Source organism: Bradyrhizobium sp. WSM2793 (genome assembly GCF_000379585.1).
Taxonomy (GTDB): domain Bacteria; phylum Pseudomonadota; class Alphaproteobacteria; order Rhizobiales; family Xanthobacteraceae; genus Bradyrhizobium.
Genome location: NZ_KB902768.1, coordinates 281084 through 295730, shown reverse-complemented (window position 1 = coordinate 295730; position 14647 = coordinate 281084). Strand labels below are relative to the sequence as shown.

At 63.6% G+C, this 14647-nt stretch carries 13 protein-coding genes; 4 read left to right on the top strand and 9 right to left on the bottom strand.

What is annotated here, in order from left to right; translation table 11 throughout:
• Together A3AS_RS0101315 and purU are read right to left on the bottom strand one after the other, a co-directional pair.
• On the bottom strand, positions 1-1281 hold the full coding sequence (locus A3AS_RS0101315) for a glycine cleavage system protein T (protein ID WP_026201551.1): 1281 nt from the start codon (positions 1279-1281) through the stop codon (positions 1-3).
• Positions 1282-1297: 16 nt separating this feature from the next.
• A complete protein-coding gene (purU, locus tag A3AS_RS0101310; RefSeq protein WP_018315797.1) occupies positions 1298-2170 on the bottom strand; it encodes a formyltetrahydrofolate deformylase in 873 nt (290 codons plus the stop codon).
• Between the two features lie 233 nt (positions 2171-2403).
• Between purU and A3AS_RS0101305 the strand changes: the two genes are divergently transcribed.
• Positions 2404-3411, top strand: coding sequence for a LysR family transcriptional regulator (locus tag A3AS_RS0101305; protein ID WP_018315796.1), 1008 nt, complete (start codon positions 2404-2406; stop codon positions 3409-3411).
• Positions 3412-3616: 205 nt separating this feature from the next.
• Here the strand turns inward: A3AS_RS0101305 and A3AS_RS0101300 are convergent, their stop codons facing one another.
• A complete protein-coding gene (locus A3AS_RS0101300) occupies positions 3617-3832 on the bottom strand; it encodes a hypothetical protein (protein WP_026201549.1) in 216 nt (71 codons plus the stop codon).
• 209 nt (positions 3833-4041) lie between these two features.
• Positions 4042-4509: a phasin family protein gene (locus A3AS_RS0101295; protein ID WP_157644189.1), complete on the bottom strand. Its 468-nt coding sequence runs from the start codon at positions 4507-4509 to the stop codon at positions 4042-4044.
• A 900-nt stretch (positions 4510-5409) separates the two neighbouring features.
• Between A3AS_RS0101295 and A3AS_RS0101290 the strand changes: the two genes are divergently transcribed.
• Positions 5410-6039 (top strand): Crp/Fnr family transcriptional regulator, encoded by a 630-nt coding sequence (locus tag A3AS_RS0101290; protein ID WP_245283122.1) that lies wholly within the window; start codon positions 5410-5412, stop codon positions 6037-6039.
• A 146-nt stretch (positions 6040-6185) separates the two neighbouring features.
• Here the strand turns inward: A3AS_RS0101290 and A3AS_RS0101285 are convergent, their stop codons facing one another.
• Positions 6186-6611 carry a hypothetical protein gene (locus A3AS_RS0101285; RefSeq protein ID WP_018315792.1) on the bottom strand — a complete coding sequence of 142 codons (426 nt, stop codon included), beginning with the start codon at positions 6609-6611 and terminating at the stop codon, positions 6186-6188.
• Between the two features lie 257 nt (positions 6612-6868).
• Between A3AS_RS0101285 and A3AS_RS0101280 the strand changes: the two genes are divergently transcribed.
• Positions 6869-7276, top strand: coding sequence for a GFA family protein (locus A3AS_RS0101280; protein ID WP_018315791.1), 408 nt, complete (start codon positions 6869-6871; stop codon positions 7274-7276).
• A 33-nt stretch (positions 7277-7309) separates the two neighbouring features.
• On the opposite strand, the gene A3AS_RS0101275 is transcribed toward A3AS_RS0101280, so the two are convergent.
• Positions 7310-8197 (bottom strand): DUF1259 domain-containing protein, encoded by an 888-nt coding sequence (locus tag A3AS_RS0101275; RefSeq protein ID WP_018315790.1) that lies wholly within the window; start codon positions 8195-8197, stop codon positions 7310-7312.
• Between the two features lie 46 nt (positions 8198-8243).
• Positions 8244-8477, bottom strand: coding sequence for a hypothetical protein (locus A3AS_RS0101270; RefSeq protein ID WP_018315789.1), 234 nt, complete (start codon positions 8475-8477; stop codon positions 8244-8246).
• Positions 8478-8894: 417 nt separating this feature from the next.
• Here A3AS_RS0101270 and A3AS_RS0101265 point away from each other — a divergent pair, with 417 nt between their 5' ends.
• Positions 8895-9965, top strand: a complete 1071-nt coding sequence (locus A3AS_RS0101265; protein ID WP_018315788.1) for a Cj0069 family protein — start codon at positions 8895-8897, stop codon at positions 9963-9965.
• A gap of 36 nt (positions 9966-10001) precedes the next feature.
• Here the strand turns inward: A3AS_RS0101265 and A3AS_RS0101260 are convergent, their stop codons facing one another.
• Together A3AS_RS0101260 and A3AS_RS0101255 are read right to left on the bottom strand one after the other, a co-directional pair.
• Positions 10002-13190 carry an efflux RND transporter permease subunit gene (locus A3AS_RS0101260; RefSeq protein ID WP_018315787.1) on the bottom strand — a complete coding sequence of 1063 codons (3189 nt, stop codon included), beginning with the start codon at positions 13188-13190 and terminating at the stop codon, positions 10002-10004.
• Positions 13187-14608, bottom strand: a complete 1422-nt coding sequence (locus tag A3AS_RS0101255) for an efflux RND transporter periplasmic adaptor subunit (RefSeq protein ID WP_018315786.1) — start codon at positions 14606-14608, stop codon at positions 13187-13189. Before A3AS_RS0101255 ends, A3AS_RS0101260 begins: the two co-directional genes overlap by 4 nt.
• Between the last annotated feature and the right edge of the window lie 39 nt (positions 14609-14647).

Genomic DNA, 14647 nt, shown 5'->3' with positions numbered 1-14647 from the left:
TCAGACCTTGGAGAGATCAGCGCGCCGGTTGTCCTTCTTGTAGGGCGCCGGCGCCACCTTGGCGCGGATCTGCTTTTGCCGACGTCCGGGCTCGCCCCAGACCACGACGACCTCATTGCCAATCTCGGAACGATCGACGTCGATGGTGCAGAGCGACAACATTTCGCGGAAGAAGTAGCTATATCCCCGCGACGTCGTCACGCCGACGTCCTTTCCGCCACTCAGCACGCGGTCGGCGTACATGAAGCCGCGCTGGTCGCGAGGCATCTCCATGTACTGGTACGGCTCATGCTCCTTCTGAAAGAGGGAGGCGTGCACGTCGGCCACGTCGTCTCCGTTCCAGACGAGCGTGCGGATCACGCGCTTTGGATGGGCAACTTCGTCCTCGAGCGCCGCGCGTCCGATGAAGTCATGATCGAACTTGATGTTCTTGGCCCAGCCCAGCTCGACCGGGCTCCGGTACCAGTCGCGGACGTCGTCCGATTGGAAGCTGCCTGCGATGTTGAAGGTCGAGGCGAACCCCGGCATCGCTGCGCGGAACTCATCCTGATACTCCTTCATGTCCTCGTCGAAGATCGCGGGCATGTAGTCGGTGACGATGGTCGGGAAGCAGGCCTCGAGATGGTTGATGAAGATCGCGCGGCCGCCGATCCGGCGCAGGCCGAACTCCTGGCCGGCAGCGACGATGGCGTCGTAGACGGCCGCCGCCTGCCCCATCGGCCCCTGAAGCTCGAAGCCGATCTCGCCGGACATGCCCTGCCGCAGCGCGAGCATCTTGCAGCCGGCAATCTCGATCTCGCCCGAATGCATGAACTTGACGTCTCGCAGCGATTGCTTCGCGACCTTTTCAAGGAGCGCGAGCGATGTCGGCCCCTGGACCTGGAAATTGAACCAGTCATCGGCTGCGGACGTCACCTTGTAGTCGCCGTGCCGGCGGATGTAGTCGACCCAGAATGTGCCGCGCCCGAACAACATGAACTCGTCTTCGGACAACCGCGTGAGGATGCCCTCGGCGATGACTTTTCCCTGCTTTGTCGTATGGACGACGTGCTTGGACTGACGGATGTCGAACTTCTGGAAGCTGTTGACGGAGGTATCCGAGAAAAGCTTCAGGGCATCGGGTCCCTTGAAGCGCCGCTCCCAGAGGAACGACCAGTCGCCGATGGCGCAGGTCTCCTTCCACGACATGCTCTCGTCGATCCAGTCGGTGTATTCGGGAAGGCCCCAACGCGAGGTGAAATAGCCTTCGGGGGTCTTGCGCATACCCTTGGGGGTCAACATTGTCGTGCTCCGTTTCTCAATTGGAGAAGACGATCGTTCGATCGCCGTTGATGATGACGCGGTCCTCGAGGAAGAGATGGACCGCGCGCGAGAGAACGCGCCGTTCGATGTCGCGCCCCTTCCGGACCAGATCGTCCGGCGTATCGCGGTGGCTGACGCGCTCGACGTCCTGTTCGATGATCGGACCTTCGTCCAGATCGCTCGTCGCGAAGTGCGCGGTCGCTCCGATGAGCTTCACGCCGCGCGCGTGCGCCTGGTGATAGGGTTTTGCGCCCTTGAACCCCGGCAGGAAGCTGTGGTGGATGTTGATGCAACGGCCATGGAGATGGCGCGAGAGATCGTCCGAGAGGATCTGCATGTAACGCGCGAGAACGACGAGATCGGCATTCGTCGTCGCGACAAGCGCCTTGATCTGCGCTTCCTGCTCCATCTTCGTTTCCTTCGTAACCGGAAGGTGATGGAAAGGGATGTCGCCGACGAGGCTCACGGCAAGGGCCGAACGCGGATGGTTGGAAACGATCCCGACGACGTCCATCTGGAGCTCGCCGAGCCTGTGGCGATAGAGGAGATCGCCCAGGCAGTGATCGAATTTGGAGACGAACAGGAGCACGCGCTTGCGTTCGGCCTGGGATCGGAGCTTCCACTCCATGCCGAACCTTCGGGCGATGATCTCAAGGCCTGCTCGCGCCTTCTGCGCGCCCTCGTCCGACAGTGTGACACCGACCCTCATGAAGAAGCGTTCGCTCATGATCTCGTCGACCTGCGCCGCCTCGATGATGTTGCCGCCGTTCTCGAACAGACAGCGCGAAACGTCGGCCACGATCCCGGGCACATCGCGGCATGACAGGGTCAGGATGTATTGAGAGCTTCCAGCAAGTTCAGGCTGCATCTGCGGACGATTCCTCGCGCCACGCGCGGTCGTGCTCCGACGCACCGACGGGGTGAGCGGATGTGGGAAAGGTTGAGAGGCGGACTGAGGAAGGGGACCGGACCAGCCTGTGCGGCCGACGACCTACGGCTTTGATTTCACTCCCAAAGTCGCCCTGCGGGCGTTGCAGGAGACCATCGCGCATAAAGCCGTCATTGAAAATCCGGTATTATTCAATACAAGCTATCAATGTGATGGATATCAGACGGCTCGACCTGAACCTTCTTCTGCTGCTCGACGGGCTCTTCCGCACCCAGAACCTGTCGGCGCTCTCCCGTGAGCTCGGAATGAGCCAGCCAATGGCCAGCACCGGTCTGCGCAAGCTGCGGGATTTCTTTGGCGATCCGCTGTTTCTTTCGACCGGCCGCGGCATGCGGCCAACGCCCTTCGCGGAATCGATCGCCGAAGCCGTGCGGACGGTGCTGTCCACCGTCGATCAGCAGATACTGCGCAAGCCGCGTTTCGTGCCGGAAGACAGCGACCGCGTGTTCACGGTCACAACCTCGGATATCGGCGTCCTGATTTTCATCCCGCCGATCCTCCAACGCATTCGCAGCATGGCTCCCGGAGCGAGCTTGCGGTGCCTGCCGACGTCGCACGAGGATCTGGAAGACGCGCTCGAAAGCGGCGAGATCGATCTGGCGATAGGCTATTTTCCGGACCTCGTCGGTCCGAACATCGTGACGGAGGATCTGTTCGATCATCCCTTCACCAGCATCGTCCGAAAGGACCATCCAACGATCGGTGACACCCTCTCGCTCGAACAGTTTCTCGCCGCGGACCATATCGTCGTAAACCAGCAGGGGCGCAGTCAGGAGATCTTCGAAAGGCGCGTTCGCGAGCTCAAGCTGCAACGCCGCGTCGTGCTGCACCTGCCGCATTTCATGAGCGTGCCGCAATTGATTGCGACGAGCGACATGATCTCCACCGTGCCGTTCTCGCTCGGGGCCTGGTACGCGAACGCCGGGCTGAAGCTGCTACCCCCGCCGGTCTCGATACCTCTCATCGAGTTGAAGCAGCACTGGCACAGGCGGATGGACAACGAACCCGCCGTGCGCTGGCTTCAAACAATCGTGGCCGAGGAGCTCCGGGACCGCGACCCCGCGCTGGCGATGTCGGCCGATTATGCCAAGTCGCGCGCCAAAGCCGCGGCACCCATCGCCGGGCGGTCTGCGACAACGACCGCGTCACGGCGGCGGTAACGCGTCACGAAGAGTTCACCATTTGGAGGAAACCGCACCAGTCCGCGCGTACCGGCTACATCAGCGGGGAAAATGTAGTGAACGCGGTCTTGGCATTTAACGCTGCTGGAAAGATCAAGACCCTGAGCTGTGGTCCGCCAGCACCAACTCATGCGTCATGTCGTCTTTGACGCGGTGCCTTTCAATGAGGGCGCCGGCGACCATTTCATCCATATTCCGGTACCAGACGCCAGCTCGCGGCGCGGGTGGCCGGCTCGTCGACCCAGGCTTCCCGCGCGAACCATGCGTGATCGGTGCGGCAGATCGGACACCGGGTGCGGGAGAAAAACACCGCGCGGCGTCCAAAGCTCTCGCGATCAGTCTTGATGCCGGTGGGAATCGCGTGTCCGGTTTGTGGACATTTGACCATGACCATTCCCATGTTGCCCTCCCTTGCGATTTGTCTTTGTTGTGGTTTGCAGAAAAACACCGGCCGGCTGGAATGCGCCTCTCGTCGGTGCGAGGCCTGAGAGGCATCGCGCACCTTGTTGGTCGAGCATGGGGCAGTGGGGCGTGCTCGCTCAGTTGGGCGTGGTCCAACCAGCCGGATCTCCTCCTCAGACGAATCCGAATGTGAAATTGAACGCGCTTTTAGCCGCCTGGGTGGAGGACCCTGGTGAAATGCTTCCTGATCGGCTCACCCGTTTCCGTCGCGAGCTTCTGGGCAAGCGCCCACAATTCCCTGTTCTGGTCAGAGGCGGTGTCGAAAGCCTTGCGCGCTTGCGCCGCCGACAATGTATAGGCATCGGTCGCGGACTTGCTGCCGAACAGATCGACGAAGAAATCGAGCGCAGAAGCGGCATTGGCGTTTGAGATTTCGAACACCTTGAGCCCGTAGTCGGTCGTGCATCTCGCATTGCTCGAATAGGTCTCACGCAGCGCCTGCGTCATTTCTTCCGATGCGGCCTTGATCTTCTCGCAGCCTTCCCGTGCGCGGGCGAGGCCCTGCTCGGCAAGCTCGCGCCCCACGCCGGGCAACACGACCTTCGAGAAATCCAACCATGGCATCGCGAAAATGTTCGTTCCGTTCGGCGGCAGTTTCGTTTGGCTTTCAGTCACGCAACATTTCCTTTCTCAAGCGAAAGCACTCCTCGCAACGCTCGCTTGCGTCACGAGAGCTCACGCTCTGTGTTCGATCAGATTTTGGATGAGCCTTGATCTAGCCCCGACCCGCCACGACTTTGTGCTGCGAGAAGCGGGAAGTCGGTTCGGTTTGTGACTCTCGCTCAAACTTTTTTTGGGATTGTCAACACAGACGAAGGTATGTCGGGGAGTGACTGTGCATAACTGGGATATCGCAAGGGGCAGGAAGTTCCTTCCTTAGCGCAAGCCTTGCAAAGGAGCCCCGCGCTGGCTGCGTTGGGATGCGCTACGTTTGCGCAAGAACGGACATCACGCGACGTGCCTGCAACGGTAGCTTGCAAGCCTCAAGCCGCCTGCCCCTCTGCTTCACCCTGCCTATCGCTCACGGGCCACTTTCGGACAAACGAAACCGGCGGAGTGTGCTGGCGGAGTTCCTGAACGGCCCTTTCAGTAGCTTGTGCTCATCATCGCGTAGATCGCGCCGATCGCGGTGAAAGGCATGGTTCGCCCAACTCTCTCACCGCTGCGTTTGCCGCGCTCCGGAAATTGGAACCCCTTATGGTGTTACCCATACGCATTTTGCAATTGTGCCACATAGCGCTTGAATCTAAGTCCTGAATGATGGCGTAAGGCAAAACGCGCCTCGCGGTCGCGTGTGTTCGGAGTTTTATTTTTGAAATTGAGAGCTTCCGCAGCTGAATTGGATTTCGGAGAGCGAAGCGTACGCGGTTTCAAACAAAGTTCGAGTTTGCCGTCCTATGCCGCTCGAAATGCGGTTCGCGGTGGGCTACCGTGACGCATCCCAGCGGAATTGGTAACCGACTTCTCGCCGCCCTACCGGCGGCAGATCTCGGTCTGCTAGCACCCGAGCTGGAGATGGTCGCGCTCGATCGGGACGCGGTCATCTCGCGGGCGGGTGACCAGACCGAGCACGTCCTCTTCCCTCATAGTGGGGCCATTTCGGTGATGATCGACATGGCGAACGGGGAGACGGTCGCCAGCGCTGCGATAGGGCGCGAGGGAGCAGTAGGCACCCTTTCCGTGCTGGGGCCGTCCCCTGCGGCCCTTACCGCCATCGTTCGTGCCGCCGGCACCGCCTCGCGGATCCCCGTATCGCGATTCCACGCGGCTTTTAGCCGTAGCCCCGCGATCCGCCACGCTGTCCAGCTTCACTTCAAGGCAATGCTGATACAGCTACAAATCGGTGGAGCCTGCAATGCGCTGCATCCGGTCCAAGCCCGCATGGCACGCTGGCTGCTCCATCTTCACGACCGCGTCGACCACGACGTCCTCCCGCTCACGCAGGAGACGCTTTCGCAAATACTGGGTGTGCGACGGACGACGGTGACGCTCCTGATGCGCAATCTGCGTGCTTCCGGAGCGATCAGATCTGAGCGGCGAGGCGAAATCGAGATCGACCCATCGCGGCTCGCAGCGGCGGCGTGCGAATGCCGCGACACCATGCGTCTCGAAGTCGACGATATCTTTTCTATCGATCCAGCTTGAACTCGCGTTTGGTTCTGCCGAGGCAGATTTGACCGTGACGATGACCGGTCTAGCCCGAAGAGCCGACGCCCCAGCGAGGAACGACATCCGGCGCCAGCGGCAAGAGATCGACAAGGCGCGCGGGCTGTTGTCGTCGCAGCGCCTGATTACCGCTCCTCGGTCGGATGCACCCATTTGTAGGGCGTGATGCTTTGCGTGGCCGTCAGCTTGATCATGTGGACGGGCGGCGCGGAACGTCCCTTTCGGCATGACCGGCACTTGAGCGAGGCTTCCAGCTTCCAGATCGGCGTATCGCGGGGACGGCGGATCGCATCGAGCGGCAGGCTCGCGCGCGCCTTGCACCTGTTGCACTCGACCTCGAGCCAGCCCATGCCGCCGTTCAGGCATTGGCCGATCGTCGGCGAGGGTTGTGAGGGACCACCGTAACCTTCCATGCGGACCGACCAGGCTTCGGCTTCGGCCCGATCAGCCTCGCGAACCGCCTTCCTGGCCTCCTCGCGCGCGTGCTTGGCCGAAATTTCCGCACCCAGAATCCGGCCGCCCCAGATGACCTCGCGTGATTTGGTGCTCATGCCGTCATCAAAGCTGCGCCCGACGGCGCTGGCAAATTATCGATCGCTAGTAGGTTGGATCCGCAATTCGATACTGCGGGTCGTGGGTGTGGAAAACCGAGGCTGAAGATCCCGTGGCGAAGCCGCGGCGCCGAGGGCTTGGCGTGGCAGCAGCTGTCAGGCGACAGTAGGACGCAACTTCAAATCGCTTGCGCCGTTGAAGCCGCGCGTCTCGCGAGTTATCGATCCACCAAACCCGCCTTCCATCGGAGGAATGCATGAGCACCATCACCGGCGGCTGTCACTGCGGCGCAATCCGTTACGAGGTCGAGGGCGAGGCGATCGTGCATGCGCTGTGCCACTGCCGCGATTGCCGGCTCCACGCCGGCGCTCCGGTGGTCGGCTGGACGATGTATGCGGAGAGCGCTCTCAAGGTGACCAAGGGCGAGCCGAAGGTGTACCGCTCCTCTGAACATGTCCGGCGGCACTTTTGCGCCAATTGCGGCACCGGCCTGTTCTACGACAATGCCAGCCTGATGCCCGGGATCATCGATATCCAGAGCGCGACCTATGACGATCCCGAGGCCGTGCCGCCGACGATGCACATCCAGGTCGCCGAGCGCCTGCGCTGGATGGAGCACGCGCACGAACTGCCGACGTTCGACCGCTTTCCGCCGCAGCCGTAAGCGCGAGACATCACCGCCGGCTCGGCCCCGCCGTCAGCCTTTGGTGCTTGCAGTCTTGTCCAGCGCGGCGCGCAGGCCGTTCGCGAGCTTGACCGCGTCGTCATTGGCCCAGAAGTGCATGAAGAACAGTCGCGGCTGCTCGTCCAGCATATGGCTGTGCAGCGCCGTGACCTCGATGCCGTGCGTGCGCAGCGCCACGATGACCGGATTCACCTCGTCGCTGGTCAGGACGAAATCGCCGGTGATGGCGGCCTTGCCTGCTCCGGTCGGCTGGAAGTTGATGGCGATCGCAACGCCCATCGCACCGACGGGGGTCAGCAGCATGCCGTCCTCCGTGATCGGGTCGCGCCGCTTGACGTTGAACTGGTAGACGCCGCCGTTGGCCTGCCCCTTGACGCCGATGACCTGATCGAGCTTTGCGGTGTCGAGGTCGATGGCAGGCGGCGGGCCTGCCGGCGCCGCGACCGTCAAGGGGGTTTTGCTTTCGGCCAGCGCATCGTGGATCGCCGAGGCCAGCTTGACGGGATCGCCGTGTCCGGCGACGTGCATGTAAAACGTCGCCGGGCTCGCGCGCAGCAGATGATTGTGCACGGCGGTGATCTCCAGACCGCTCGCGATCATCTTCGCCATCACGGGATTGATCTCGGTCTCGAGGAGCACGAGGTCGCCCATGACCATGGCACCGCCATGCGCGGGCTTGAACGCGAGCCAGCCGCCGAGCGCCAGCGCCGGCTTGATCGTCACCCCGTCCAAAGTCACGGTGAGATCGGTGCGGGGAAAGGCGTAGCGGTGGACATCGTCCGCAACGGCGGGCTTGCGGCCCAGTGTTTCATCGACCTTCTTCCAGTCGAGATCCTGCGCACGAGCGCTCGAGATGAAGCAGGCACTGACGCCGATCAGTGCCAAAATTGTCTTTCGCATTGAACTGCTCCCTAAGCTTGGATTTCAGGCTCCCGTGCCCCAGGGTTCACTTCTGCTCCTTGATCTGGCCGGCGCTGTCGACGACGAGCCGCACGTCCTTGCCGTTCTTCACGGCTTTTGCGGTCGTGCCCTCGGCTGTCGATTTGATGTCGCTGACCTGCGTGTAGCCGGCCGCCTGGATTCTGGCGACGACCTCCTCTTGTGTCAGAGCGCGTGCACTCGACAGCCCGCTGGCGATCGCCAGAAAGAGGATTGTGTGAAAGATGACCCTTCTCCGCATGACATTCTCCTGGCGTCTCCTGCCCCAGGTGAAGTCGTTCGGCGCGGCGCGACGAGATGACGCCAACGCGCTTCGGCGCGGCCGCCGTGCACGAATGAAAAATCCCGATTTGTCTGATGAGATTGGGAAACGATGACATGCTGCGTCCTTGGTGATCAGGACGCGATGCTTGGGCATGTCGCCTCGCGGGGAGATCGCAAATCCCCGTCGCGACGAATAGAAACCCGGGTGGCCCAGCTGTCAACCGGCGCATCGCCGAGGCGCGTCACGAAGAGTTCACTCGGAACGGAACCGCGCCAACCGGCATCTTGAAACGACCGGACGATCTCATTAGGGTTCGTCACGTGGGGACGAAGCAGACTCCCCGTGAGACCCCGGTCCAAGCTCTGCGCAGCACGCCATTCGTGGAGCTTGCGCATGGACACCGACTTCTCTTCCCGCAATGTTATCGCCATCCTCTCACGCGGAGACGCCGCCGCCCGCCAGGATGCAACGCCGCAAAACAGCCGCTTCGTCCGCGTCTTCGAAGCGCTCGCCGCCGTCGGCATCGACGCGCGTCCCGTGATCTACGACGAGAGCTTTGCCGACGCAGTCCGCGATCAACTGCTGGCGGCCGAGGGCGTGCTGGTCTGGGTCGATCCGATCCACCAGGGCAAGACGCGCGCCGAGCTCGATGCCCTGCTGCGCGACGTCGCCGCGCAGGGACCGTGGGTGAGCGCCCATCCCGACGTAATCCAGAAGATGGGCGTCAAGGAGGTGCTTTACCGAACGCGCCACCTGGGCTGGGGGACCGATACGCATCGCTATGACACCGCCGCTGCGTTCCGCGCCGAATTTCCCCCGCGCCTTCGGGCGGACGGCCCCCGCGTGCTCAAGCAAAATCGCGGCAATGGCGGCCAAGGCGTCTGGAAGGTCGAAGCGCTTCCGCACACGACCGAGCCGGTTCGCGTGCTCCCGGCCCAGCGCGGGAGCCGGCCCGAGGACATCAGGTTCGACGATCTGGTGGCGCGCTGCGCACCGTATTTCGGCTGGGGCGGCTGCATCATCGACCAGGCGTTTCAACCTCGCCTGCCCGACGGAATGATCCGCTGCTACATGAGCGGCGCCAGCGTCGCGGGCTTTGGGCACCAACTGATCAAGGCCTTGATCCCACCGCCTCCGGAAGGCCCCGACGCGCCCGAGGCGCAGCCGGGCCCGCGGATCATGCACGGCCCTGATGCCCCGCCGTTCCGGGCGCTGCGAAGGTCGATGGAGGATGAATGGACGCCGCAGATGGTGGAAACGCTCGGCATCGATGAATCGTCACTGCCGGTGATCTGGGATGCGGATTTCCTGTACGGGCCGCGCGATGCGGCGGGCGCCGACACCTACGTGCTGTGCGAGATCAACGCGAGCTCCTGCTTTGCGATCCCCGAGGAGGCGCCGGCGGCGATCGCACGAACGGTGACGCACCGCCTGCTGCGGAGCCAGGAGACACGGTCCGGCTGAGCCAAAGCCCGGGAAGCCGGACAACGTCTAGCGATCCTATTCGGCCGCTTGCGGAGCGTGCATGCCGTTTTCCGTTTCAACGGCATATTCGTCGACGAGCGCCGGTTGCTCGCCATCAGGCAGTCCCCGCCCCTTCACCAGCCCGAAAATCGCCGGGATCACGATCAGCGTCAGCAGTGTCGAGGAGATCATCCCGCCGATCATCGGCAGCGCGATGCGCTGCATGATCTCCGATCCGGCACCGGTGCTCCACATGATCGGCAGCAGGCCCGCCATGATGGCGACAACCGTCATCATCTTGGGCCGGACGCGCTCGACCGCGCCCACCATGATGGCGTCATGGAGATCGCGCCGGGTGAAGACCCCGCCCTCGGCCTCGCGCCTCGCCTTCATCTCGGCCAGCGCGTGATCGAGGTAGATCAGCATCACGACGCCGGTCTCGGCGGCAACGCCGGCGAGCGCGATGAAGCCGACGGCGACCGCGACGGACAGATTGAAGCCGAACCACCACATCATCCAGATGCCGCCGACCAGCGCGAACGGCAGCGACAGCATCACGATCAGCGTCTCGGTGAGTGCCCTGAAATTCAGGTACAGCAACAGGAAGATGATCGTCAGCGTCACGGGCACGACGATCTTCAGGCGCGCTGCCGCGCGCTGGAGATATTCGTACTGGCCGCTCCAGACGACATAGGTGCCGGCGGGAAACTGGATGCTCTCCGTCACCGCGCGTTGCGCGTCCGCGACGTAGCTGCCGATGTCGCGGTCGCGGATGTCGACATAGATGTAGGTCGCCAGCTGGCCGTTCTCGGTGCGGATCGACGTCGGCCCGCGCGCCGGCTCGACCTTCGCCACCTCGCCGAGCGGCACGGCGCCGCCCGCCGGCATCGGAACCAGGATATCGCCAGCGATCGCCTTGGGATTGTCGCGCAGGTCACGCGGATAGCGCATGTTCACCGTGAACCGCTGCCGGCCCTCCACGGTCGTCGTCACCGTCTGCCCGCCGAGCGCGGCCGCGATGGTGTCCTGAACGTCCTGGATCAAAATGCCGTAGCGGGCGAGCGCCTCGCGGTCCGGAACGATCTCGAGATAGTAGCCGCCGATGCCGCGCTCGGCGTAAGCCGAGGACGTGCCCGGAACGGTCTTGATCACCCGCTCGACCTGCCGCGCCAGCCGGTCGATCTCGACGAGGTCGGTGCCCATGACCTTGACGCCGACAGGCGTACGGATGCCGGTGGAGAGCATGTCGATGCGCGCCTTGATCGGCATGGTCCAGGCGTTGGAGACACCGGGAAACTGCAGCGCCTTGTCCATCTCCGCAATCAGACTGTCGACGGTGACGCCGGGCCGCCACTGCTCCTTCGGCTTCAGATTGACCACCGTCTCGAACATTTCGGTCGGGGCCGGATCGGTCGCGGTCGCCGCCCGTCCGGCCTTGCCGTAGACGGAGGCGACTTCGGGGAACGACTTGATGATGCGGTCCTGCGTCTGCATCAGTTCGGCCGCCTTGGTGACGGAGATGCCGGGCAGCGTCGTCGGCATGTAGAGCAGCGTGCCCTCGTTCAGCGCCGGCATGAACTCGGTGCCGAGCTGGCGGGCCGGCCAGATCGTGACGGCAAGGACTGCGACCGAGACCAGGATCACCAGCGTCCTGGCGCGAAGCACGCCCTTGATCACGGGCCGGTAGATCCAGATCAGGAAACGATTGATGACATTTTTGCTCTCCGGCACGATCCGGCCGCGGACGAAGATCACCATCAGGGCGGGCACAAGCGTCACGGACAAGAGGGCCGCGGCCGCCATCGAGAACGTCTTGGTGAACGCCAGCGGGCTGAACAGCCGTCCCTCCTGCGATTCCAGCGTGAAGATCGGCATGAACGACACGGTGATGATCAGCAGGCTGAAGAACAGCGCGGGGCCGACCTCCGCGGCGGCATCGATCAGGACCTGCACGCGCGATTGGCCGGGCCCGGCGCGCTCGAGATGCTTGTGGGCGTTCTCGATCATGACGATCGCGGCATCCACCATGGCGCCGATCGCAATCGCGATGCCGCCGAGACTCATGATGTTGGAGCCGAGGCCGAGCAGCTTCATGGCACCGAACGCCATCAGCACCCCGACCGGCAGCATCAGGATCGCGACCAGCGCGCTACGGACATGCAGCAGGAACACGATGCAGACCAGCGCGACGACGACGCTCTCCTCGAACAGCGTGTGCTTGAGCGTGTCGATGGCCGCGTAGATCAGGTTGGAGCGATCGTAGACCGGCACGATCTCGACCGATTTCGGCAGGCTGCTCGCGATCTCCTTGAAGCGCTTCTTGACGTTCTCGATGACGTCGAGCGCATTGACGCCGAAGCGCTGCAGCACGATGCCGCTGGCGACCTCGCCCTCGCCATTCAGCTCGGTGATGCCCCTGCGCTCGTCCGGTCCGAGCTCGACATTGGCGACGTCGCGGAGCAGCACCGGCGTTCCGCCGGAGGTCTTCAGCACGATGTTGCCGAGATCGTTGATGCTCTTGATATAGCCCTTGCCACGGATGACATATTCGAACTCGGCGAGCTCGACGGTGCGTCCGCCGACGTCGGCGTTGCTGGCGCGGATCGCCTCACGAATTTTCTGCATGCTGATGCCGCGGTCACGCATCCGCTGCGGGTCGAGCACCACATTGTACTGCTTGACGAAGCCGCCGATGCTGGCGACCTCGGCGACGCCTTCGGCCTTGGCCAGCGCGAATTTCAGATTCCAGTCCTGGATTGTGCGGGTGTCCGCCAAGTTCAATTCCTTCGACAGGACCGCATACTGGTAGACCCAGCCGACGCCGGTGGCGTCGGGGCCGATGGTCGGGGTGACGCCGGCGGGCAGTCGCGACGAGGCGCCGTTGAGGAATTCCAGCACGCGTGAGCGCGCCCAATAGATGTCGGTGCCGTCCTCGAAGATCACGTAGACGAACGAGGCGCCGAAGAAGGAGAAGCCGCGCACCACTTTCGATTTCGGCACGGTCAGCATCGCCGTGGTCAGGGGATAGGTGACCTGGTCCTCGATCACCTGCGGCGCCTGACCGGGATATTCGGTGTAGACGATGACCTGGGTGTCGGAGAGATCCGGGATTGCATCCAGCGGCAGGTGGATCAGCGCATAGAGACCGGCGGCGGCCGCAAAGCCGGTGCCGAACAGCACCAGCAGCAAATTGCGCGCCGACCAGGCGATGATGCGGGCGATCATTTGTGCTCTCCCGTCGCATGGCCCGCATCTGACGGCTGAGGCGCTCCCTCCGCAAACCCCTTGAGCGCGGCCTTCAGATTGCTTTCCGCATCGATCAGGAAGGTGGCGGATGTGACCACCGCCTCGCCATCGGCAAGTCCGTCGCGCACCTCGATGTAGCCGCCGCCGCGCCGGCCGAGCTTCACCTCGCGCGGCTCGAAGCGCCCTTCGCCCTTGTCGACGAGGACGGCCTGCCGCGTGCCGGTGTCGAGCACCGAACTATCCTGGATCGCCAGCACGGGCGCGCTATCGGCCGTGTCGATCTCGGCATCGACATACATGTCCGGCAGCAGCGCCGCGTCGGGATTGGCGAGCTCGATCCGGACGCGAACCGTCCTGGTGTCGCGGTTCACCTGCGGATAGACCACGGCGATCTTGCCGCTGAAGATGCGGCCGGGAAAGCTGCGCGCGCGCACCGCCACGGACTGCCCTACCTCGATGTTGCCGAGATCGCGTTCGGCGACGTCGGCCAACGCCCAGACGACCGAGGTGTCCGCAATCCGGAACAGCACCTCGCCGGAATTGGCGCGCATGCCGTCGATCGCGTTGCGCTCGAGCACGATGCCGTCGCGCGGCGCCGACCAATGCACGGTGACGGGCGCAACGCGCGTCCGCTCCATCTCGGCGATGACCTGCTCGGGCACGTCGAGATTGACCAGCCGTTGCCGCGAGCCGCGGCCGTACAGCTCGACGCCGCCCACCGTCTTCGAGGTGATCGTTGCCAGATATTCCGCCGCCGCGGACGCCACCGCCGAACTGTAGATCTCCATCAGCGGCTGGCCTGCCTTTACCCGCGTGCCGGTGGTGACGTCTGCGACTTTCTGCACGAAGCTTTCGGCGCGCATCGCGATGACAGAGACGCGGCGCTCGTCGAGCTGGATCGTGCCGGGCGCCCTCACCGCGACGCGGATCTCGCGCCGCCGGACGGGCTCGGACTTGACGCCGGTGCGCTGGATCTTGCCCGGCGACAGCTTCACCGTGCCATCGTCGACCTCGTCGCCTTCGTAGACGGGGACGTAGTTCATCCCCATCGGGTCCTTCTTCGGCACCGGCGAGGTGTCGGGCAGGCCCATGGGATTACGGTAGTAGAGGATTTTTCGCGAGGAAGCCGCCTGCGGTGGCTTTGGTGCCGCCGCATTCGCCTGACCGTCCTCATAGACCGGCAGATAATCCCGGCCACGGTCGTCCTGCTTCGGAGCGGCGGACCAGAGCGGCGCGCCGCTGGGATCGCGGTAGTAGAGCGGGGTCCGGTCCGCCTGGGCCGGAGCCGGGGTCGCCTCGGCATGAACGGACCAGTGGCCGTCGTTCGAGAGCCAGTACGCACCCAAAACCAGGCCGCCGCCCAGCGCGAGTGTTGTCAGGAGACGCAGCGTCTTCATGGTGTGCCTTCGCGCGGCGTGCGCGCATCCATGTGAATG

What these genes read in the sequence shown, in the direction of transcription:
- A3AS_RS0101315 (WP_026201551.1), bottom strand. Translation starts at nt 1,281, where the DNA reads ATGTTGACCCCCAAGGGTATGCGCAAGACCCCCGAAGGCTATTTCACC.
- purU (WP_018315797.1), bottom strand. Translation starts at nt 2,170, where the DNA reads ATGCAGCCTGAACTTGCTGGAAGCTCTCAATACATCCTGACCCTGTCA.
- A3AS_RS0101305 (WP_018315796.1), top strand. Translation starts at nt 2,404, where the DNA reads ATGGATATCAGACGGCTCGACCTGAACCTTCTTCTGCTGCTCGACGGG.
- A3AS_RS0101300 (WP_026201549.1), bottom strand. Translation starts at nt 3,832, where the DNA reads ATGGGAATGGTCATGGTCAAATGTCCACAAACCGGACACGCGATTCCC.
- A3AS_RS0101290 (WP_245283122.1), top strand. Translation starts at nt 5,410, where the DNA reads ATGGTCGCGCTCGATCGGGACGCGGTCATCTCGCGGGCGGGTGACCAG.
- A3AS_RS0101285 (WP_018315792.1), bottom strand. Translation starts at nt 6,611, where the DNA reads ATGAGCACCAAATCACGCGAGGTCATCTGGGGCGGCCGGATTCTGGGT.
- A3AS_RS0101280 (WP_018315791.1), top strand. Translation starts at nt 6,869, where the DNA reads ATGAGCACCATCACCGGCGGCTGTCACTGCGGCGCAATCCGTTACGAG.
- A3AS_RS0101275 (WP_018315790.1), bottom strand. Translation starts at nt 8,197, where the DNA reads ATGCGAAAGACAATTTTGGCACTGATCGGCGTCAGTGCCTGCTTCATC.
- A3AS_RS0101270 (WP_018315789.1), bottom strand. Translation starts at nt 8,477, where the DNA reads ATGCGGAGAAGGGTCATCTTTCACACAATCCTCTTTCTGGCGATCGCC.
- A3AS_RS0101265 (WP_018315788.1), top strand. Translation starts at nt 8,895, where the DNA reads ATGGACACCGACTTCTCTTCCCGCAATGTTATCGCCATCCTCTCACGC.
- A3AS_RS0101260 (WP_018315787.1), bottom strand. Translation starts at nt 13,190, where the DNA reads ATGATCGCCCGCATCATCGCCTGGTCGGCGCGCAATTTGCTGCTGGTG.
- A3AS_RS0101255 (WP_018315786.1), bottom strand. Translation starts at nt 14,608, where the DNA reads ATGAAGACGCTGCGTCTCCTGACAACACTCGCGCTGGGCGGCGGCCTG.